A 19,332-nucleotide genomic window follows, 5' to 3' on the forward strand; every position below is an offset into this window, starting at 1 on the left:
TCAATAGCGATAGCTCTATTCGTGTCGATCGCTTGTGCTCGCACATCGCAGACTGATAGAGCTAGCCCTAGAATCAGATCCGCGCAGCACTCTGAAAGGTGGCTCCGATGCCCGTCTCGTATCGCGACATCGCAGCTGACCTGCGACAGCAGATCAGCGAGGGGCGATACCTGCCGGGCGACAAGCTGCCCATGCTCACCGAACTCCAAGCCCAGTACGGCGCCGGCTACCAGACCGTGCGAAGCGCCATCTCGCTCCTGGAGCAAGAGGGACTCGTCGTCGCGGTGCGCCGCAGAGGGACCATCGTGCGAGAGCGCCCCGAGAAGCGGCGCATCACCCGATCCCGTCAAGTGTTCCGCGACGAGATCGGCTACTACTTCGACCCGACTGCCCAACCGTGGGTGGCTCTGGAGCCCCCCACCGTGCGATGGGGTGTCGTGCCGGTCGATCTCGCTGCCCTTATGGGACTGGCCACCGGATCCGAAGTCCTCGTTCGCGACCGCGTGATGGGTGACCCCGAAACCAGGAAGCCGAAGCAGTTGGCCACCAGCTACCTCCCGGCCGACCTCGCTCGAGGAACTCGACTGGCGGAAGCCGACACCGGGCCGGGGGGCATCTACGACCGCTTGGAGGAGATGGGCCACCGCCCGCTCCGCTGGAGTGAAGGCGTCTCCGCCCGCATGCCCTCGCCCGAAGAGGCGGAGGCCCTGGATCTCCCGGCCGACGTTGGCGTCCCACTCCTGCGCGTCGTGCGGGTCACGACCTCCCCCAACGGCGGCGTCGTCGAGCTGAACGACACCAGGATGAGCGCCGAAGAGTTCGAGATCGGCTACTCCATCCGACGCCACGCAAGCGCTCGACTCGCTGATGAGGACGGGGACGGCGACGACGACCACTGACTGCACCTCACGTCCTGCTTGCTGATCTGGTGAGGGCCATCACACCCGGGTCGGACAGGGCGAACCATCACAAGGACTTGTCGAAGCTCGTACGCACCGCCATTCACGCGTTTTCAACATCCGCGTATACATGCGATTTGCAGCCCGAGCCCTAGGCTCGCGGCCATGACGATGACGGAGGGGCACAGGGTGGGGAAGCAGCGTGCGGGGTGGAGGCCGGACCGGTTGCGCGAGCAGCGTGAGGCCCACGGCCTGACCCTGGAGAAGGCCGGCGAACGCCTGCGGGAAGTAGCCGAGCAAGCCAAGCTCAAGGGCATCCCAGCTGCGAATCCCCAGACCTTGTGGCAGCACGAGCAGGGCGAGGTATATCCGGGCCCGCATTACCGGCGCGCATACTGCCTGCTCTACCGCGCGACCGAGCCAGATCTCGGCTTCCGCACTGCCCTGCCGGGCGAGGAGACGTCGTTCAAGCTGACGCCGATGGACGACCGTCTCAACGGCGCGCACGTCCTGGCTGTCGAACGAGCCATTCACCGCATCTCGCCGGGCACCGAGGACGCCGGCCACTTCGCTCTCCAGCAGCGGATCATCGACGCATGGAAGCGCCGACACACCGGCGGCGACCCGCATCGTCCAGTCCTGATCCTGGTGGGCGGATTCGCAGGCAGTGGGAAGACCGAGCTCGCGCGCTTCTTCGTCCAGCTCACCGGCTGGCCGTTGCTCGACAAGGACCCGCTCACCCGACCGCTCGTGGAACGGCTCCTGGTGGCGCTGGGCGGCGATCCGAACGACCGGCACACAGAGCTCTACAGGGAGCGTGTCCGGTCTGTGGAGTACGACTGCCTCATGCAGTCAGCCATGGCCAACATCAAGTGCGGGATCAGCACTGTGCTTTCGGCGCCGTTCATCTCGGAGATGACCGACCCGGACTGGATGCAGCGCCTGTGCAACCGGGCCGCGTCCATGGGCGTCGACGTCTTCCCGGTGTGGGTGCAATGCGACGAGGAATCGATGCGGGAGTACATCACTTTCCGCTCTGCGGCCCGGGACGCGTGGAAGCTCGCCCGGTGGGACGAGTACATGGCGACCATCGACTTGGAGCTGCGCCCGGCGGTGCCGCACCTGGTCGTTGACAACAGGTTGGGCACCGCGGTGACGCTCGCGGACCAGGCCCGGCAGGCGATGGGGGCGATGTACGCGTGATCGAACGTCAGGGCGTGATCCTTTACGGTCCGCCGGCGGCGGGCAAGGACACCGTCACCATGGCGCTCACCGAGCTGCGCCCGCAGTACCGCCAGTTTGCGCGGCTCAAGGTCGGGTCCGGTAAGTCGGCTGGCTACCGGATGGGCACTGCAGAGCAGTTGCGCGAGCTGGAGGCTGCGGGAGACGTCGTCTACGCGAACACCCGGTACGGCAACACGTACGCGATCGACCGGCCCGGCGTCGATGCCGCGTTCGCGTCCGGGGTGCCCGTGGTGCACCTCGGGCAGGTCGACGGCATCCGAGCGTTGATGGACGGCTACCCTGCCGACTGGTCGGTGGTGTTGCTGTGGTGCCCGCGCGAAGTGACCGAGCAGCGGTCGGCGAGGCGTGGCGACAGCGACACCGCGGCGCGCCTGGCGGCGTGGGACGCGACCCGCGAGGATCTGGACGCGCACCCAGGCATGGTGTGGGACCTGACAGTGGACACCACGGTGTCGGCACCGCAGGACGCGGCCCGGCTCATCGACCAGCTGCTGGCGCAGCGGGCGGGAGCGGCGACGGCATGAGCGCGGGCTACGGGTGGGCGAGTCGGTCCAAGGCGTCGGTGAGCGTGAGCTCGCTGTCCTTGGCGTCGTTCCACCGTGCCAGCGTGGCCGCGGTCGCCCGCAGCATCTCCGGTGGAAGGCCGGCGGCCGCGAGCGCGTCGGCGGCTTCCTCCAGCTCGGGGCCCCAGCGCCAAGCGCGGGCCGCAGTCTTGGCCACGTACTGCGGCTCGGACAGGTATGAGTCGGTGCGCCTCGAGGCGACCTCAATGAGCTCCTGGTCGACCCCGTGCTCCCGTGCCATGCCGACCGCGAGTGCCACCAGCACTCGGCTGGTCTTCTGGAAAGAGGCGTACGACAGCTTCAACGCGGACGCCTTCCCGACTTCCGTGCCCAATACCGCCGTGCGAACGGCGGTGCCCACGAACAGGGCCTCGATGCGCTCGGTCGCGTCGGCCGGGCCGGAGAGGTACAGGGTCGGGGTCTTGCCGCCGACCGGCGGGGAGCCGACGACGCCTCCGTCCACGACCGTCGCATGCGGTGCGAGCAGCGCGGCGATCCGCTGCGCCCGCCCGGGGTTAATGGCGTTCGCCTCCACATACACCCCTCCGAAGCGGTGCCCGGCGACGTCGCGCGCCAGGTCCTCGGCAGCGGCCGGCGGGCAGAGGCTGATGACGATGTCACTGCGGTCCAGCAGCTCATACAGCGTGGCTACGGGCGTCAGGCCGAACTGGTCGGCGCGCGCAGCGGACGCGGTACTGCGCTCGGCCTCGCACCACAGAACCGCGGCCGCGTTGGTCGCGGCGCAGGCGGCGACGGCGGCGCCCATGCTGCCAGGGTGGAGGATGCCGACGGTCGGCTGGTCCACGGTGCTACTCCGTCTCTGCGAGCAGGATGGCGATGGCGTCGGTGACGTCGTCGACGACGTGGTGCGCGGAGGGAAGGCCGTCCGGCCAGGGTCGGCCGCGCAGCCAGATGGTGCGCAGGCCGGCCTGGTGGCCACCGACCACGTCTCCCGCCGGGTTGTCGCCGACCATCCAGCCGCCGTCCGCGAGGCTCACGCCGCACCGGGAGGCCGCGAGTTCGAAGAGGCGCAGGTCCGGCTTGCGGATCTCCAGGTCGCCCGAGGCGGCGACGCCGTCGACCAGGGAGGCGAGGCCGGTCCCGGCGAGCTTGGCGCGCTGGATGTCGCCAGCCCCGTTGGTGACGACGCCGATCGTCCACGCGGCTGCGCGCAGACGGGCCAGGCCCTCGAGGACCTCGGGGCGACAGGTGACGGCGGCCGCCATGAGGTCGACGTACTCCTGCCACAGGGCCGCAGCCGACGCTTCCAGCCCGAAGGCTTCCCGCAGCCGAGCGAAGTCACCGATGGTCGCGCGGTCGGCCAGCGCGGTGCGCAGCCACTGTTCGGCATCTGGGGAGAGCTTCCGGGAGCGGCACAGGCACGTCAACGCGTCGCTGAGTGCCGACTGCCGGTCGGCCAGCGTGCCGTCCAGATCGAAAAACACGAGGCGGGCCACGTGCACGGACCCTACCGGGCTCCGGTCGGCACGCAGCTCACGGTGATGTCCACTCCCGGACGTAGATCGCATCGTGTATCTTTCAGGGGACCATCGATCTTGAAAGGCTGCGCCGTGACCGACCCGGACCGCTTGAAGCGGGTCGACGCCCTCGTGGACGACGTCCTGCCACCGCCAGCTGTGCGCGCGAAGTTGCGCCTCGCGGCTGGCCTCACGCAGCAGGAAGTCGCGGAGGCCGTGGGCGTGAAGCGTCTGGCCGTGGCTCGTTGGGAGCTGGGGCAGACCCACCCCCGACGTCCGCACCGCGCTGTCTACATGCACCTGCTCAAGCGGCTTGCGGAGCGGTATCCCGAAGCCGCGAAGCCGGATGAGGGCATGCCGACGCCAGCCTCGGAATCAAGGGGGTCGGGGTGACGTAGCCGCCACCGGCCGCGCCGGCCAGAAGAGCGGACGGACATCCACTCGGCCTCGCGCGACCCTTCGCTCCGACCGGGTTTGACACCCCGGATCGGTTGCTCGGTCCCGGCTGGACACCGGGTTCCGAGCTTCGGCTCATCGAGCCAGTTCACCTAGCAAAACCCCGCCTTCGACAAGCGGGTCGGCCCCTTCGACAAGGGCCTCAGCACCAGCAACACCCGGTCGCGGACAACGACCGGCGCTTCACCCCACCGAGGGCCCTGGACAGGGGCCCCGCAGCAAGACCCAGACGAGAGGAGAAATCTCCCCCCACCACAGGCCGTGGTGGTGACGCTCACCCGCTCCTCCCGGAGGGGGCTTGGTGTCTCCCAGTCAGTTCGTCGGCCGTCCCGCTTTCGCGGGGTGGTCCGGCTCGCATATGAGAGTTGGTGTCCCCGTCATAGTGCCCGACCTGATGTCCCCTTGTCAGCTCGACCGTGCCCGATTCGCACCGGTTCGAGCCATCAGTGCTTCCCGCGTGACGGGATTCGCATACCGCATTTGCGCAGTTCACGGCATTAATCACGAAGATTCCTCGGGGTGGAGTGTCACACCGACCCCGGTCCGCGACACCTATCCCGAGAGGGGGGCCTATGCCCTCCTGGCGGCCACCAGGGGTGCGCGGCTGGTCAGCGGCGTTCGGTTCTCCGTTGTCCACAGATCCGGCGCCGGTCGCTGGACTCTGTCCACAGGTCGGTCGGTGCAGGTTCGCCGGATGGATGAGGAAGCGAGCGCTCTGCCCCGAAAGGGGGGTGTCCGCTTTGGCGTGTACACCAGCCCGATGTCGACTCAGGCGGTATCTGCGGCTCCGGCCGGGACGGTGGGCCGATGAGCGGCGTGGCGGCACCGGCCGCCGTGCTGCTCCCTGCCCCGCGTCCGTCGGACGACGACGTCTCGGTGCTGTCCGGCCTGTACGTGCCGGAGGCGAGCCAGTGGCTGTCGACGTCGGCGGGCCGGATCGCGTCGGACGGCTACTCGTGGATGCAGGCGGTCCACTGGGTCGCCGGGTCCGGGCTCTACAAGCCGCGGCTGCACCGGTCCCACGGGCCGCGCAGCTTCGGGCCGACGACCGTGCGCGTCGCCCAGGAGCTCGCGCAGCTCTTCCCGTGCCGTCCGGGGATCGAGTACCTGATGCGCCGGACCGGGCTGGCGGAGCGGTCGGTACAGAACCACCTGCAGATCCTGCGGGAGACAGGGTTGCTTGCCTACATCGTCAAGGGCACCCGGGTGTCCAGCGGCCCGGCGCAGGCCAGCGAGTTCGCGCGGATGATCCCTCCGGAGTTCGACGCTGCGCTGGGCATCCGCACGGTGCAGCGCAATGAGGACGCTCCGGCGTACACGCGGGCGGTGTCCGGGATCGCGGAGGCCGGCCGGGAGCTGATGGCGAAGCTGGCGGCGAAGGCGGCCCGGAAGGTGCGCAAGCCGCGCTCGAAGACGTCGTCGAAGGCCCCGGCGAGGGGTGCCCGGAAGGGTGCTGAGCAGGGGGTTGTGACGGCTGTTTCGGATGAGGCCCGTTGCACCCCAATGCAGGTCGGTACCTCAACTGTTTCTTCTGCGGGTGGTACTTCCTTCCCCCCTGAGAGCAAGCTCGCAAGCGGGGTCAGCAAGTCCCCCACCCCGAAGATGTCCAAGGCGAAGGCTGGCGGTCGCCGGAAGCTGAACGTCATCGGGCGTCGCTTCCAGCTGGCGAGGGAGCTCACCCAGGAGCTGGACTGGCTGCGCGGCTGCTCGGTGCCCCGGATCGCCTGGGTGGCCCGGAACGTGGCCGATGCCGGATGGACCGTGACCGACGTCAAGGGCTGGCTGCACCTGCGCGGCGAGGCGGCGAGGGTCCGCCGGGGCTCGGGTCTGCTCGCCGTGCTGCTGGCCGGTGCCGAAACGGTGCTGGACACCCCGCAGAAGCGGGCCGACGCCGTTGAGCAGTGGCGCGGCGCCCAGGAAGCGGCCCGTCGTCACCGCATTCAGCAGGTCCGCGCCCGCACCGAGCGGTACGAGGGCAACTGGGCCGCACCCACCAGCCGCGCGGTCCGCCGCGAGGTGGAGGCCGCCTTTGCCCAGGTCACGGAAGCGGCGAGCGGCGGCCGCCGCCAGGACCTCGGCGATGGCGCCGACGACCAAGCCCTCGCCCCGGAGCCGAGCGAGCAGGAGCTGGCCGAGCTGCGCGCCGCCGCCGCGGGCGAGCTGATGCGGGGCGAGACGACGCTGATCCGCTCCCTGGAGCCGGAGATGGCGCTGCGCATCTTCGGTGAGCGCCTGGTGCGCCGCGCCGACCAGCTCGAGGACGGCTCCCGCAGCTCGCTGATGACCTACGGACACCGGTAGGAGGCCGACGTGACCGAGCAGACCACCACCATCGACCAGACCGGCAGCAGCGACGTCCCGGAGCTGTCCGGCATCGACCTCGCCCGGGTCGCTCTGCAGCAGGCCCGCCTCGCCGCGCGGAACAACGGCGGCGAGGCCCGCGCCCCGCGCCGACGCCGGGCGACGACCGTGAAACGGGACGGGCGGGAGCCCTCCGGGTTCGCCGCCGTGCTCCAGGGCCTGATGGCCGACCGGGCCTGGGAGCTCCCGGCCGCCGGCGGCAGCGTCCTGGACCAGTGGCCCGACATCGCCGGAGCCGTCGCCCCACAGCTGCCCCACCATGTCGCGGCCGTCGCGTTCCACCCGGAGACCGGACAGCTCGACCTGCGCCCGGACTCCCCGGCCTACGCCACCCAGCTCCGTCTCATCACCGCACGGATCGTCGCCACGGCCAACAGCACGGTCGGCACCGACGCGGTCCGCACCGTGCGGGTCCTGCCCCCGGGGACCGCGCCCGCGCCCCGGACCGCTTCGGAGGCCCCGGCCGCCGCGCCGGACGCTTCGCAGGCGCCAGTGAAGACGCGTGAGATGGGATCGGCCGGCTTCCACCAGGCGCTCGCCGCGCACCAGGCCGTGGTGCCTCCGAGTCGTGTCGACCCTTCGATCGCGGAGGCGGTGGAGCGGCAGACCCGTGCGATGCGGGCGCTCAGCCGCCGGGCGTTCGCCGAGCCGGAGCAGGCGGCCGACGATGCGCCGGCCCCGATCGAGCAGGCCCACACCGAGCGCCGCCGCCAGGCCGACGCCTCCCACGCTGCGGCCCTGCGCCGGGCCCATGCGGAGCGCGCTGCGAGAGAGGCCGGGATGACGGCCGCGGTCCCGCAGCCGACACCGCTGGGCAAGACCGCGTGAGGAGAGGCGGCCTCGAGGCGTCACCGAGGCAACCCCCCGGCGTGATCGGGGCCGCTGTCGTGAAGTCGCCGTCGAACCGCCGTACACACGGGAGACTGTGCGGGCAGGGCAGGCCGCCCGTATGAGGATGGGAGATCCACGCGTGGCGAGGAAGAAGACCACGGAGTCCAGCAAGCGGCGTCAGCAGGTTCTCGCCCGGCGCGAGCATGTTCTCTACCCCGGCTACGTCTTCTGCCCGCCCAGCGAAGCCGAGCAGGCCCTGGGCGCGGAGCGGGCTGGCGAGCTCCTTGCTCAATACGGGGGAGAGCTGCGGAAGGCTGACGTGCAGCTCGAACTGCTGCTGAGTGAAGAACGGTTCCGGGTGGTCGACTCAGGCCACCCGGAAGGGCACGCATGGACGTTGCGCGAGTACATGGACGACTACAACAAGGACATGGCAGCGGATGCGCAACTCACCGGGGAGGAATACGACCTCCTGCCCGATGAGCAGGCTGTGATCGAGATGCTGCATGACTGGCATCGCGACAACAGCATCAGCGTCACCCGTGACGGTGTCATTGAGTGGCGACCCGCGTGATGGGCATGGCGGGGCACGCGTAGGTACGCTGGGCGGCGAAGACCCTGGAATCGTCCCTGGTAGCCCTCGAAAGAAGGCAGGCCATACCCCCAGGGTTCAGACGTCAGTCGAGGGCCGCACGGTTTGACCGTGCGGCCCTCGCGCTTTCCAGCCCGTGCAGGACGGCCGGCCCGGATCGACTCGGGCGGCCGTCGTCTGCTTCTTGGTGAGGTGCGGGTCAGTCGCTGGAGTCCTGGGGGAGACCGTCGTCCAGGACGATGCGGATGGTCTGGCCTTGTCCGGTGACGCCGGTGAGTTCGGCCGCGATGCGGTTGTAGGTGGTCGTGGCGAGTGCCCAGTCGCCCTGCAGCGGGGTGGCGGTGGAGCGGGTGTTCCACAGCTCGATGAGCAGGGCGATGAGGGAGCGTCCGGACAGGACGGTCTGGACGCGGCCCTCCTTGATGTCCTCGACCGAGGGCGGGGTGCGGAAGTGGCTGTGGTCGACGGCCAGGGCGGCGAGCCACTCCCAGGTGTCGCGGTGCGCGATCAGTTCGGCGGAGGCCACACCGGCGGCCTTCAGCAGCAGGACGCCGTGGGCGACCTGCGGATCCTCCGCGCTGGCGGAGGCCTGCGGCGCGGTGGCAGAAGGCTGGCCGGCGGAGGTGCCGGTGCCCTGGTAGGCGGCCTCGATGGCGCGCTTCAGCGCGAGGTCCGGGTCCTCGCCGGACTCGGGCTGCGGCCGGTGACCGGTGTTCTCCATGGTTCCCCCCTGGGAGTCGGTGTGGCTTGAGACGGACGGATGACCTTCGGCGTCGGCGGACGAGCCGTGGCCGGCCTCGGGTTCGGGCGGCTGCGCGGTCCCCTCGGGATGGGTCTGCGTGCCCTCGCCGGACGTGTCATCTGTCCCTTCGGGCGGCGCGAAGGGACGCAGAACGTCGACGAGGTCCAGGAGCTGCCGGAGCTCGCCTCGCGTCTCGTTCAGGTCGCTGATCATCCGGTCCTGTCGGCGGCGGACCTCCCGGTTCTCCTCACGCAGTCCGGTGACGCCCGCCTGGAGCTGTTCCAGGATCTTCAGGCGGCTCTGCGTGACGTCACCGTGCAGTGCGGTCAGCCCGACTGTCGGGTCATCGAGACGTGCGAGTTGCTGTCGTATCGCTTCCAGTTCCTTCATGGCGTCGCCGAACGCGTCTTTCCACCCCACGTGACCCCCTGATTACTCCGAGCATGCGACCGCCCATATCTCCCCACCGGGACTCGGGGCGACGCGACGGTTTCCAGCCCTTCCCTGGCCAGGACCATCCTTACCCCCTTCGCGCGCGTTCGTACGCGATTCGTACGGATAATGCACGCCGTCCGTACGGTTCGTGGGGTAGAATGTCGGTCAGGAGGTGTTCCATGTCCGAGTTGTTCGACGCGGTCGACGCGCTGGTCGCGTCCCGCTCGCCGCTGCCGCCGGCGGAGGAGCGCAAGCGGCTGCGGGTCGCGCACGGCCTGACGCTGGACGAAGTCGCCGCTGCGCTGAAGGTGCGCCGGGCCACGGTGTCCGGCTGGGAGTCGGTGAAGAAGCCGACCGAGCCGCGCGGCCCGGAGCGCGAGGCGTACGCCCGGCTGCTGCGGCAGCTCGCGGAGCTCTACCCGGCACCCGCAACGCCGCAAGAGCCGGCTGCCCCGATGCCCGCCACGTTCACGGGCGCGCCCGACCCGGCAGGCAAAATGCCAGAGGTTCCGGACGCTGCGATCGAAGAGATCGTCAACCCCCTCTACCCCACTCCTGGCGCGCCCCGCCCGGCGGGCTTCGCCGACCCGGCGGAAGCGCGGACTCTGTCCACAGGGGAGGCGTCCGAGGCTGCGGCCATGACTGCAACCGAGAACATCCAGACCCCTTCCCCTGTCGCCGCTGCTCCGGCGGCCGCGCCGCGTCCGGCGCGCACCACCAGGACGTCGTCGACGTCGCGCCGCCCGGGTGCGAAGAAGGCGGCCCCGGCCGGCACCCCGGCGGGCGGCGCCGACCCGCGGTTTGAGAACGGTCCGCTGGCGGTCGTCGACGTTGAGGACGGGCAGGTGCTGGCGTACTGTACCGGCGGCCTGGTCCTGGACGTGCCCGCCAAGTCCCTGCCGTCCCTGGTGGAGTGGACGCTCAAGGAGGCGAAGCTCGGTCAGCCGAAGCTGTCCGGGCCGGGCAAGGACGCCGACCCGCTGCTCGTGCTCACCGAGGCCGCCCTCGAGCGCTACGGCCTGCCCGTCACCCTCACTGACGAGGAGAAGCACGCTGGGCGGATCCCGGAGGGCCACAAGGTCGTCAAGCAGTTGGCCCGCGCGGAGTGGAAGCTGACGAAGAGGGGCTTCGGGCCGTGGGCGAGGATCTACCGCCCCGCCACCGGTTCGGAGCGGGCCTGCGTCCAGCTCTGTATCCCCTCCTGGAACGCGCTCGACTCCCGGCACTGGGGTGAGGCCGGGCAGCTGCCGCCGGCGGAGCTCGCCCGCGTCCTGGGCGTGTACGCCTCGCGGGTGATGACGCCGCGCGGCTCCACGGCCGTGACCGGCCTGGAGCTGATGACCGCGCTGCACCCGCCGACGCGCGCCTCCGAGCCGGACGCCGACGGCAAGCGGCACTCCGAGCACAACCCCGGCTCGCTGGGCAAGGACGCCATCGACCCGATGAACTGGCCGCCGTGCGAGGTCCCCGACGGACACCCGGTCCTCAAGGACCTGCCCCGGTTCCATGTGCGCGGCCCCGGCGAGAAGCTGTTTGAGGAGGCGTACGACTGGGCGCGGCCGATGACCGATGCCGAGTGCACCCTGCGGCACCTGGTCGGCATCGACGTGAACATGGCCTTCGCCGCCGGCGCGAACGGGCTGAACGTCGGTCTCGGTGAGGCGACGCACGTCAAGGCCCCCGCGTTCGACCCGAAGCTGCCCGGCTCGTGGCTGGTGGACCTGTCCCACGTCGACCTGTCCCGCGTGAAGGTCGGCAAGGAGTGGGTGGAGCTGGACGGCTCGCTGCTGCCCTCTCCGTTCACGCCGAAGGGTGAGCGCCCGGACGGGCCGGCCTGGTACGCGACGCCCACCGTGGCGTACGCGGTGGAGCTCGGCTACGAGGTGCGGCCGATCGAGGCGTGGGTCCGGTACGAGAACGGCCGCTACCTGGACGGCTGGTACAACCGGCTGCGTGACGCGTACCTCGCCACGATGGCCGACCTCGGCGTCCACGCGGACATGGAGCCGGCCGACTTCCTCGCCGCGATGGACGGGTACAAGGACCGCGACCCGGACCTGGCGATCGTCGTCTCGGCGATCAAGGCGACGGTCAAGGGCGGCCTGGGCAAGCTCCGCGAGCGCCCGCGCGGCGAGGGCTGGCGGCCGGGCGAACCGTGGCGCGCCCTGTCCCGCCCGACGTGGCGGCCGGACATCCGCGCGGCGGTCATCTCCCGCACCCGGATCAACCTGCACCGCAAGATCGTCAAGCACGCCGCCTTCACCGGCCAGTACCCCGTCGCGATCCTGTCGGACTGCGTCGTCTACGCCGCAGGCGGGCCCTCGCCGCTGGACTTCCTGCCCTACCGGGAGGGCAAGCCGCTGCCCGGCGGCTTCAAGCTCGGCATCAACCCGGGCCTGGTCAAGCACGAGGGCACCCAGACCGTCCTGTGGGGCGAGGAGGTCCGCGAGCGGTTCAACGCGCCGGAGCTCAACCTCGCCCGGTACATCAAGGACGGCACCGTCACCGACGTCGACAACGGAGAGTAGGAGTAGGCGATGAGCCTGTTCGGGGACGGCCTGGAGGCTGCGGTGCAGAAGGCGTTCACCCGCCCGGCGCCCAAGAGCGCGGGTGCGCAGATGCGGTACCTGGTCAAGCAGCTCAAGGGCACGAAGGCGGTCGCCCAGATGCTGCGGGTCTCCCAGCGCACCGTCGAGCGGTACGTGAAGGACCAGATCAAGAAGCCCCGCCCCGACCTCGCCGCGCGCCTGGAGCGCGAGGTGAAGAAGCGGTGGCAGCCGCAGATCCGGGCCAAGGCCAAGGCGAAGGCAGCGTCCACGGGCGGCATCGTCATCGACACCCGCGCCCGCATGGGCTACACCGCGCCGATCGGGTCGACGGACCAGGACCGCATCCGGCACCTGACCGTCGCCCTGCCGCCCGTCTACGCCGCCCGCCTCTTCGAGGCCCAGGAGCAGGGTGCCAGCGACGCCCGACTGCAGGAGATCGCGGCCGAAGCGCTCAAGGAGGTCTACTTCCAGGACGGCGGCCGTCGCGCCGGAAGCCTGGAGGAGGTGCGCTTCACGGACATCGAGCACCTCGAGTTCGAGCTGTAGCAGCCGCACCCCGAACAGCCCGCGAGCCCGGACCGCATCGGTCCGGGCTCGCTCGCGTATCCGCGGGGTCGGATGTTCATGCACGCGTGCCGTGTTCAACGCCGCCCTCGCGTCGGCGGTTACGGTTCGTCGAAGCCGTGCTCGAAGCCCTTGAGGACGGGGTCCAGTTCCGCGGCCGCGCCACACAGCGAGCACAACCGGACCCCCGGCTGCTCGGCTGCGTCCAGCGCCCGGTCCAGCGGCAGCACCGGCGCTCCGGCCGGCGCCTCTTCACAGTCCACGGCGTGCACGACACCGCCCCGGCCGGGCCCGCGGCCGCTGGCCTTCGCCAGCACCCAGCCTGATGGCCGCCGCGGCCCCAGCGCTTCCTGGACTGGCGAGGGCGGCTTCAAGTACTCGGTGGGCACGGCGTCGTACGAGACGCCGTCCACGGGCCGCACGTGGTCCGGAGCGCGGACCCAGACGCGGTACTCGGCAGGCTCCACCGAGTCCCCAGGGCCGTTGCGGTACGCAGGGAGCCCGACCTCGTACCGCCAGCCGTCGGGCGTCTGGCGCCGGGACCACAGGCGGGCGACGACCTCCTGGTCCCCGGGCAGCAGCACCCGGATGGGCACCGGCAGTGGCTCGGGGGCGGAGGACGTCGGCATGTCCCCCACCGTACGGACGAGCGCCGGGACGCCGACGATCGGCGCGGCCTGCACGGGCACCGGCCTCTGTCCACACGCGCCCCATGGCCGACTGGTCGCATGAACGATCACGAGCAGCAGCTGCCTGCCCCGCGCCGCGGCAAGGTCCTGGAGGCCCTCGCGCGGGCGGAGCGGAAGGTGTTCACCCGGCCCGCGCCGAAATCCGCAAAGGCTCAGGTGAAATTCCTCCTCACGCGGGTGAAGGGGTCGACGCAGGCCCTGGCGGAGCGCCTGGGCGTCTCGCGCCGCACGGTGGAGCGCTACCGCGCCGGGAAGCTGACGACCCCGCAGAAGCGCCTCCAAGCCGCCTTGGTGGAGGAGACGGAATCCGAGTGGCAACCGCAGGTCAGAGCGCAAGCACGCGAGCAGGCAGCTACCTCCAGCGGCATGATGGTGGACGTGACGGCCTACTTCGGGTTCACCGGCAAAGGCAGTTCGGACGACGGCCGCGAGCGCCAGATCACCACGGCGATCTCACCCACCTACGCGAAGCAGATCCTCGAACTCCAGGAGGCCGGAGCGACAGAGGAGGAGCTGCATCCGATCGTCGCGGAGGCCATCACCGAGTCGTATTTCACAGAATGGGGCACCCGCGCCGCTGGCCTGCGCGCGGATTTCACGCACGTCCAGTCCATAGAATTCCGGTTCTGACCCGGCCGAATTCAAGACCTGCTAGAAACATGTCCGGCGGGCCGCCATACAGCGCTCTGGCGGCGGCCCGCTTTCGAATCCGCACCATGAATACGAGGCCGAAGATGACCACGCCCTGGCCGCCCCGGCGCACCGCCCGCCGTCCGCTCGCCCCGCGCGTCGCCGCGCCCCGCGAGCCGGTCGACCCCGCCCGGATCGGCCGCCGCGTCGTACGGCGCCGGGCGAAGGGGATGGACGCCGGCGCCGTCGCGACGGCCCTCGAGGACGCCCGCTTCGACGCGCGGCAGGACTCCCGCCACGAGGACCTGGCCGACGACGTACGCGGCCGGGCGGAGCTCGCGGAGTGGGAGCGCCTCGCGCAGCTGCTCGCTGCCGCACCAGCGGGCACCGTCTACGACCCGGACAACGACGACGTCGTCCAGGCCGAGCTCGCCGCCGAAGCCGCGGCCGCCGCCCGCGAGGCCGAGCTGCGCGAAGCCGCCCGGGTCGCGGCCCGCGCCGACGAGCTCCAGGCGCTGCGCGAGCTCGGCACCCTGGAGCAGACCGAGCCACGCGACCGCGACGAAGCCGCCCGGGACGAACTCACCCGGCGAGCCGGCGGCTACGTCCAGGCCGACGTCGACGCCTGGCTCGCGCACGCCCTCGCCGCGCACCGCGGGCACTACCGCGACCCCGCCGCCCGCGAAGCCGCCGCCGGCCTTCTCACCCCACCGGTCCTCGCGCACGCCGCGCTGCTCGCCGAACTCGCCCGCCTGGTCCCCGGCGCCGCAGCCGTCGACGAGCTGGCGTTCGCGGCCCGGCTCGCCACCACCGAGCCCGAAGCCGCCGGAGCCCTCGCCGCGTTCCTCACCCGCGTCGAAGGAACCCAGATGTGAGCGACGGCCAGGAGGCGGGAGTCGCGGGCCGGGAGGAGCGGGACGACCGCCCGTCACCCTCCTCCGGCGCTGGCGTTGTGCCGGGCATGGACTGGACGCAGCTGCTCAAGGAACTCGCCGTCGCGGTGGAGGTGCGCAACCGCAGGGTGGCGAGCCTGCGCACCGCCGGTTCCACCGTGGCCGAACTGGCGGCGCAGGCCCTCGCGGCCGGCGCCCCGGGCCCGCCCCTGCGCCGGATCCTGGCCGGGATGGAGCCGCTGATCGAGCAGGAGCGCCCGCACGTGTGCGGGCAGAGTCCCATTGTTCCGCCTGGCCGCCCGGCCGCGCCGCAGCAGGCTGCGGACGCGGTGCCTGTGATCCGCCAGCCGCTGTCGGCGAACGATGCCTTCGGCGACCCCGTGCCGGTCCGGTACTCGCTGGAGGAGGCGTGGGAGAAGGGGATCCTGCCGTGGAAGGCGCCGACGGCACGCACCTACCTGCGCAGGCGTTCCCCGGAGCGTGGCATCCCGGTGCCCGAGGGCAAGCTGGACGGGCAGACCGTCCGGTACACCGAGGACGAACTGACGACCTGGCGCGCGGCCTGGGAGAAGCAGGCCGGCCCCACTACCGGTCGGCCGCCCGCAAGCCCGGAATCGGTGTCACGGTGACAAAGAGTGAGCGTGACGCTCGTGTCACGCTCCCCGAAAATGCGTCACGCCGGGTGTCACGCCACCACGAATCTGACCCTGTTTGTCCGTTTCTCGGAGTCGTAGGGCGCTCCAGGGGCTGTTTTCGGGGGAGGAACGTGACACTCAAGATCGGGCCTCCCGCGCCCATGCGAGTAACACGGAACGTAGTTGCGGGCCGGGTTCCTCCGGAGTGCTCCCGGGCCCGCTTGCCCGGCGATACCGTGGTGAGCAACGCCAGTTCTGCCCTCTGGAGCCCTCGATGAGCGAACAGCCGGCCCCCGCCGCCGACACCGCCCGGCAGCAGCTGGAGCCCGCGGCCGCCGACGCGGTCCGCGCGTACGCGGCCAAGACCCGCGCCGACGCCGACCGGTTCGCCGCCGTCCTGGAGGACATCGCCACCAACGGCCTGCCCGACCCCGAGCAGTGCACCCCGTGGGAGGAGCTGCGCGAGGCCCACCTCGCCCGCCTCGCTCGGCAGCGCCCGGCCGTCGCCTGATGGCCCCGCAGCACGGCCCGCGCCGCGCCCGGATCGCGTTCTCCGACTCCGCCGCCAAGCAGCTGGAGAACATCACCAGCGAGGCGGAGATCCACGCCCTGGACCGCGCCCTGGTCGTCGTCTCCGTCGACCCCGAGGTCGGCGAGCCGATCCCCGGCGACACCGCCGGCCCCCAGCTGCGCGAGTACGCCGACGAAGTCGAGCGCGTACGCCTCCTGTACTGGGTCACGGCCTTGAAGACCGTGGTCGTCGTCGCCTACCTCGAGGTCTGACCCGCGACGTCCTGGACCAGGCCGACCGCGTGCTGCTGGCGCGGCCGGCCTCCGCGCGTGTCCGTCGTTTGGTGAGGGATCGGGTCTGTCGGTTGGTGAGGGATCGCTCGCGTATAAGGAAGACGTAGGACTGACTGACCTGATGACGGGCGCGCTCTTCCTCACCCGCCGAAGGCGAAGTACCGGAAGTACGGCCGGGCAGATGACACCCGCCTTGCACCCTTCCCGACCTCCGGACGCTGCGCCGGCGGCTCGGTGCGGGCCTGTCCGGAGACGGCCTTGCACCCCATTGGTAGGTACTACCTGTAGTACCTACCAATGGGGTGCAAGACGCGCGCTCCCACCAGCACCCGGCTGGCGACAGCCCGTCGCCAGCCGGGTGCAGCGCCTCGTGCTGCTCGGCCGCCGATGTCTTGCTGCTCCTGGTGGTGAAAGGTGCAAGGCGTCTGCTGCGCCCGGCGAGGAGCGCAGCGCAGCATTCGCACGGTCCAGACGGCACACGGGTGCTGCACGGGTAGCAAGGTCGGCCTTACCCGTGCAGCAGACGGGCTTGCTGCCTCCGGGGCGGCTACAGGGTCGCGGCTGCTGCAGCCGGCGAGCGGGCACGCTCGTGCGGGCCGTTCCGGCTGCGGCTTTCCCCTGGAGGGGAACGATGTACGTGCTTCTCGGCGGACCGCCGGCTCTTGTTCTGGTGAACCAGAACAAGACGGTTCCCCTGGTGCTACCGACGCTTGGGCCGCGCTGCGCTGACCTGGGCTTTCCCCTGGGCGGGAACGATGTATCACCTCGCGCCTTCACCGCCTTCCCCCCGGGCATGCGAACGGCGCCGCACCTGGGGTGCAGCGCCGTGTTGCCCGGCCGGGCGGGCGGCCGGGCGGCCGGGTCAGTGGACGCGCTTGAGGCGGGTCGTCTTGGTGATGGGCGTGACGTTGCCCTTGGCCTTGGCTTCGGCCTTGCGGGCTTTCTCGTCCAGGTGGAGCTGGAAGCGGCGTTCGTACTCGTCTTCGAAGTCGCCGACGTCCAGCCGCATATCCTTGGGCAGGGCCTTGATAGCGCGCTGCTGCTCGCGGGGGTCGTTGAACGCGGCGATCATCGGGTGGAGCTGGAATCGCCCGCGGCGGACCACGGTGACGAGCCGGGCGGCGACCAGGTGCGGCATGGCGCGGCTGATCATGCCGCGCTCCATTGCGAGGCCGGCCGCGAGTTCGTCGTGCGTGGCGACGACCAGGCCGCCGGGCTCCTGCTCGGTCATCATGTGCAGCAGCAGGGTGTAGGCGGTGGGAGGAAGCCGCGGTACGTACGCGAGGCCGTTGAAGCTGCCCCACAGCACATTGCGGCGCGGAACCCATTCCTCGGCAGCGGACGTCATGACGTGGTCTTCCCTTCCCCATCCGACTCCTTGCGCACTTCCAGTTTCGCGCCGGGAGCGGCCATCGCCCGGAACGCTTCGGGCGCGTCCGGGTCCTCCATGATCTCGCGCAGCAGGTCCAGCTGCTCCACCCTGTCGCCCATACCCGCCTTGGAGCGCTTCTTCTCGCCCTTCCGGGGCTCCCTGAGACCGCCCCTGAGCGATGCGGCCGGGTTGAGCTGGTACAGGCCCCGCTGGAGCCTGCGCAGCGCGCCGTCGGCCTCCAGGACGGTGAAGACGCGGCTGATGTGAGGCCGGCTGTACCCGAGGGCCTCGGCAACGTCTTCGTGCTTGGCCTCGATCAGGCCGCCGGGCTTCTGCGAGCCCATCAGGTGGAACAGCACCACGAGCACGAACCGGTCGCTGTCGTAGCGGACGGCGGCCCAGCGCATGAACTCCAGGCTGTCCATGGAGAACGCCTCGCCGATGAACCCCGTGCTGGAGCCGACCGGGAAGACCTGAGCGGCATGGCCGGCGGGCAGCTCGATGGTGGAGCCGGAGGCCCGGTTGTAGGCGGTGGGCGGCGGCTTCGGGCGCCGCCGACGACGGGACGGGGCGCCGGGCAGCTTCGGCGCTGCGCTGCCGTCCAGGGGCCCTGAGCTCATGGGGTCGATGTCTCCTTGATCGTTGTGGGTGCCAGAACCATAGCGGAGAACCGTGGCAGTAGTGCCACCAAAACGCGGCAGCGCCGACACGAAAGTCACCCGTACGTCAGCCCTGGACTGACCTCCGCTTCCGGATCGGGTCCGAACCTGCCGCTGACGCACCGCGCGCCGTTTCGTGGCAGTACTGCCACGAAACGATGTTGATCGGTCAGGACCGGCTGACCTCGCGACCGAGATATGTCAGTCCAGGGCTGACATATCTTTCTGAACTCGACCCTCTGACCTGCGGAAACGCGCGGCTCTTGCCTCTAGAGCGTGCGCGCGCGTGATACCGGTTCTCCCCGCTGTGATCAAGCACCGCCACGCCGTGGGATCGCCCCCTCAGCAGCAGTGCCAGAGCCCGCCGGCCGGACCCCGTCGTGGCGCGCGCGGCTTCGCGTGCGGCCTCGTCGGTCCTCTGCGGGTCGTGGACAGCAGCAGCGGCTCTGAGTCTCGGGTGGTACCAGCCGTGACGATCAAAAGCCCGGAAGCGTGGCTGCTGCCGGTGGGCGGTTCCGCCGCCCGGCCCTGGGGGGCCGTTCGGCTTCGGTACCTCCGCACGCCGGAATTTCGACTTTCTGATTTCCGGGGTACCGTTCTGTGGCTGAGGCCCGAGCCTTCCCAATTCGTGATTCCTCGCCTAAGTGGTAGGTCTACGGCCGGTGCTGATGCGTCCTCAAAAGCCGCGCCCGGAAAGGGTGGTTGGGGGGTGTCCTGTGTTTCCGCCAACGGTACATGCTGCATCTCACGGATGCACGCGCTACACTGGAACCCGACACGAACGAGCGATCCCCACCCCCCACAGCCCGGCCCGCGCCAGCGGGCCCTAAGGTTCTGGAGGCGCAGCCGGAAGGACCGTCAGGCGGGGGAGCGCAGCGGACCCGCCGGGAGCGCCTGCGCTCCCCTCAACTCCCGTACTGGAGGCTAAACTAGCC

At 70.7% G+C, this 19,332-nt stretch carries 20 protein-coding genes; 14 read left to right on the forward strand and 6 right to left on the reverse strand.

Annotated elements, in window-relative coordinates; genetic code table 11:
- The first annotated feature begins 107 nt into the window (after positions 1 to 107).
- From ACFOSY_RS15515 to ACFOSY_RS15525, 3 genes are all read left to right on the forward strand, one after another.
- Positions 108 to 899: a GntR family transcriptional regulator gene (locus ACFOSY_RS15515; RefSeq protein WP_103543089.1), complete on the forward strand. Its 792-nt coding sequence runs from the start codon at positions 108 to 110 to the stop codon at positions 897 to 899.
- Between the two features lie 165 nt (positions 900 to 1,064).
- On the forward strand, positions 1,065 to 2,102 hold the full coding sequence (locus ACFOSY_RS15520; RefSeq protein WP_181007407.1) for an AAA family ATPase: 1,038 nt from the start codon (positions 1,065 to 1,067) through the stop codon (positions 2,100 to 2,102).
- On the forward strand, positions 2,099 to 2,668 hold the full coding sequence (locus tag ACFOSY_RS15525; RefSeq protein ID WP_394307399.1) for a phosphotransferase-like protein: 570 nt from the start codon (positions 2,099 to 2,101) through the stop codon (positions 2,666 to 2,668). Before ACFOSY_RS15520 ends, ACFOSY_RS15525 begins: the two co-directional genes overlap by 4 nt.
- A gap of 7 nt (positions 2,669 to 2,675) precedes the next feature.
- On the opposite strand, the gene ACFOSY_RS15530 is transcribed toward ACFOSY_RS15525, so the two are convergent.
- On the reverse strand, positions 2,676 to 3,512 hold the full coding sequence (locus ACFOSY_RS15530; RefSeq protein ID WP_394307400.1) for a DUF1932 domain-containing protein: 837 nt from the start codon (positions 3,510 to 3,512) through the stop codon (positions 2,676 to 2,678).
- Between the two features lie 4 nt (positions 3,513 to 3,516).
- Entirely contained in the window at positions 3,517 to 4,164 is a 648-nt protein-coding gene (locus tag ACFOSY_RS15535) for an HAD family hydrolase (protein ID WP_333744038.1), read from the reverse strand.
- Positions 4,165 to 4,278: 114 nt separating this feature from the next.
- Here ACFOSY_RS15535 and ACFOSY_RS15540 point away from each other — a divergent pair, with 114 nt between their 5' ends.
- From ACFOSY_RS15540 to ACFOSY_RS15555, 4 genes are all read left to right on the forward strand, one after another.
- Positions 4,279 to 4,578, forward strand: coding sequence for a helix-turn-helix domain-containing protein (locus tag ACFOSY_RS15540; protein WP_103543085.1), 300 nt, complete (start codon positions 4,279 to 4,281; stop codon positions 4,576 to 4,578).
- 870 nt (positions 4,579 to 5,448) lie between these two features.
- Positions 5,449 to 6,942, forward strand: a complete 1,494-nt coding sequence (locus ACFOSY_RS15545; RefSeq protein ID WP_394307401.1) for a transcriptional regulator — start codon at positions 5,449 to 5,451, stop codon at positions 6,940 to 6,942.
- 9 nt (positions 6,943 to 6,951) lie between these two features.
- Positions 6,952 to 7,830, forward strand: coding sequence for a DciA family protein (locus ACFOSY_RS15550; RefSeq protein ID WP_394307402.1), 879 nt, complete (start codon positions 6,952 to 6,954; stop codon positions 7,828 to 7,830).
- A gap of 142 nt (positions 7,831 to 7,972) precedes the next feature.
- Positions 7,973 to 8,407, forward strand: a complete 435-nt coding sequence (locus ACFOSY_RS15555) for a hypothetical protein (RefSeq protein ID WP_394307403.1) — start codon at positions 7,973 to 7,975, stop codon at positions 8,405 to 8,407.
- 217 nt (positions 8,408 to 8,624) lie between these two features.
- On the opposite strand, the gene ACFOSY_RS15560 is transcribed toward ACFOSY_RS15555, so the two are convergent.
- Positions 8,625 to 9,587 (reverse strand): hypothetical protein, encoded by a 963-nt coding sequence (locus tag ACFOSY_RS15560; RefSeq protein ID WP_394307404.1) that lies wholly within the window; start codon positions 9,585 to 9,587, stop codon positions 8,625 to 8,627.
- A 194-nt stretch (positions 9,588 to 9,781) separates the two neighbouring features.
- Here ACFOSY_RS15560 and tap point away from each other — a divergent pair, with 194 nt between their 5' ends.
- Both tap and tpg (ACFOSY_RS15570) read left to right on the forward strand, forming a co-directional pair.
- Positions 9,782 to 12,130, forward strand: a complete 2,349-nt coding sequence (tap, locus tag ACFOSY_RS15565) for a telomere-associated protein Tap (RefSeq protein WP_394307405.1) — start codon at positions 9,782 to 9,784, stop codon at positions 12,128 to 12,130.
- Positions 12,131 to 12,139: 9 nt separating this feature from the next.
- On the forward strand, positions 12,140 to 12,697 hold the full coding sequence (tpg, locus tag ACFOSY_RS15570) for a telomere-protecting terminal protein Tpg (protein ID WP_394307406.1): 558 nt from the start codon (positions 12,140 to 12,142) through the stop codon (positions 12,695 to 12,697).
- Between the two features lie 119 nt (positions 12,698 to 12,816).
- Here tpg (ACFOSY_RS15570) and ACFOSY_RS15575 read toward each other — a convergent pair whose 3' ends face one another.
- Positions 12,817 to 13,344 (reverse strand): DUF6233 domain-containing protein, encoded by a 528-nt coding sequence (locus tag ACFOSY_RS15575; protein WP_394307407.1) that lies wholly within the window; start codon positions 13,342 to 13,344, stop codon positions 12,817 to 12,819.
- A 99-nt stretch (positions 13,345 to 13,443) separates the two neighbouring features.
- Here ACFOSY_RS15575 and tpg (ACFOSY_RS15580) point away from each other — a divergent pair, with 99 nt between their 5' ends.
- The 5 genes from tpg (ACFOSY_RS15580) (at position 13,444) to ACFOSY_RS15600 (ending at position 16,345) form a co-directional block, all read left to right on the forward strand.
- Positions 13,444 to 14,034 (forward strand): telomere-protecting terminal protein Tpg, encoded by a 591-nt coding sequence (gene tpg / locus ACFOSY_RS15580; RefSeq protein WP_394307408.1) that lies wholly within the window; start codon positions 13,444 to 13,446, stop codon positions 14,032 to 14,034.
- A 104-nt stretch (positions 14,035 to 14,138) separates the two neighbouring features.
- On the forward strand, positions 14,139 to 14,909 hold the full coding sequence (locus ACFOSY_RS15585) for a hypothetical protein (RefSeq protein ID WP_394307413.1): 771 nt from the start codon (positions 14,139 to 14,141) through the stop codon (positions 14,907 to 14,909).
- Complete coding sequence (locus tag ACFOSY_RS15590) at positions 14,906 to 15,556, forward strand: hypothetical protein (protein ID WP_394307409.1); 651 nt, start codon at positions 14,906 to 14,908, stop codon at positions 15,554 to 15,556. Before ACFOSY_RS15585 ends, ACFOSY_RS15590 begins: the two co-directional genes overlap by 4 nt.
- Positions 15,557 to 15,836: 280 nt before the next feature.
- On the forward strand, positions 15,837 to 16,073 hold the full coding sequence (locus ACFOSY_RS15595; protein WP_394307410.1) for a hypothetical protein: 237 nt from the start codon (positions 15,837 to 15,839) through the stop codon (positions 16,071 to 16,073).
- Positions 16,073 to 16,345, forward strand: a complete 273-nt coding sequence (locus ACFOSY_RS15600) for a hypothetical protein (RefSeq protein WP_266478536.1) — start codon at positions 16,073 to 16,075, stop codon at positions 16,343 to 16,345. The genes ACFOSY_RS15595 and ACFOSY_RS15600 overlap by 1 nt, the downstream gene beginning before the upstream one ends.
- Before the next feature lie 883 nt (positions 16,346 to 17,228).
- On the opposite strand, the gene ACFOSY_RS15605 is transcribed toward ACFOSY_RS15600, so the two are convergent.
- Both ACFOSY_RS15605 and ACFOSY_RS15610 read right to left on the reverse strand, forming a co-directional pair.
- Positions 17,229 to 17,714: a hypothetical protein gene (locus ACFOSY_RS15605; RefSeq protein WP_394307411.1), complete on the reverse strand. Its 486-nt coding sequence runs from the start codon at positions 17,712 to 17,714 to the stop codon at positions 17,229 to 17,231.
- Positions 17,711 to 18,358, reverse strand: coding sequence for a helix-turn-helix domain-containing protein (locus ACFOSY_RS15610; protein WP_394307412.1), 648 nt, complete (start codon positions 18,356 to 18,358; stop codon positions 17,711 to 17,713). The genes ACFOSY_RS15605 and ACFOSY_RS15610 overlap by 4 nt, the downstream gene beginning before the upstream one ends.
- Positions 18,359 to 19,332: the final 974 nt, after the last annotated feature.

The organism is Streptomyces lusitanus (assembly GCF_042647945.1).
GTDB classification, from domain to species: Bacteria; Actinomycetota; Actinomycetes; order Streptomycetales; family Streptomycetaceae; genus Streptomyces; species Streptomyces pseudogriseolus.

Excerpts from the sequence above, each read along its gene's own strand:
- ACFOSY_RS15515 (WP_103543089.1), top strand. The coding sequence starts at position 108 with ATGCCCGTCTCGTATCGCGACATCGCAGCTGACCTGCGACAGCAGATC.
- ACFOSY_RS15520 (WP_181007407.1), top strand. The coding sequence starts at position 1,065 with ATGACGATGACGGAGGGGCACAGGGTGGGGAAGCAGCGTGCGGGGTGG.
- ACFOSY_RS15545 (WP_394307401.1), top strand. The coding sequence starts at position 5,449 with ATGAGCGGCGTGGCGGCACCGGCCGCCGTGCTGCTCCCTGCCCCGCGT.
- tap (WP_394307405.1), top strand. The coding sequence starts at position 9,782 with ATGTCCGAGTTGTTCGACGCGGTCGACGCGCTGGTCGCGTCCCGCTCG.
- tpg (WP_394307406.1), top strand. The coding sequence starts at position 12,140 with ATGAGCCTGTTCGGGGACGGCCTGGAGGCTGCGGTGCAGAAGGCGTTC.
- ACFOSY_RS15575 (WP_394307407.1), bottom strand. The coding sequence starts at position 13,344 with ATGCCGACGTCCTCCGCCCCCGAGCCACTGCCGGTGCCCATCCGGGTG.
- tpg (WP_394307408.1), top strand. The coding sequence starts at position 13,444 with ATGAACGATCACGAGCAGCAGCTGCCTGCCCCGCGCCGCGGCAAGGTC.
- ACFOSY_RS15585 (WP_394307413.1), top strand. The coding sequence starts at position 14,139 with ATGACCACGCCCTGGCCGCCCCGGCGCACCGCCCGCCGTCCGCTCGCC.
- ACFOSY_RS15595 (WP_394307410.1), top strand. The coding sequence starts at position 15,837 with ATGAGCGAACAGCCGGCCCCCGCCGCCGACACCGCCCGGCAGCAGCTG.
- ACFOSY_RS15600 (WP_266478536.1), top strand. The coding sequence starts at position 16,073 with ATGGCCCCGCAGCACGGCCCGCGCCGCGCCCGGATCGCGTTCTCCGAC.
- ACFOSY_RS15605 (WP_394307411.1), bottom strand. The coding sequence starts at position 17,714 with ATGACGTCCGCTGCCGAGGAATGGGTTCCGCGCCGCAATGTGCTGTGG.
- ACFOSY_RS15610 (WP_394307412.1), bottom strand. The coding sequence starts at position 18,358 with ATGAGCTCAGGGCCCCTGGACGGCAGCGCAGCGCCGAAGCTGCCCGGC.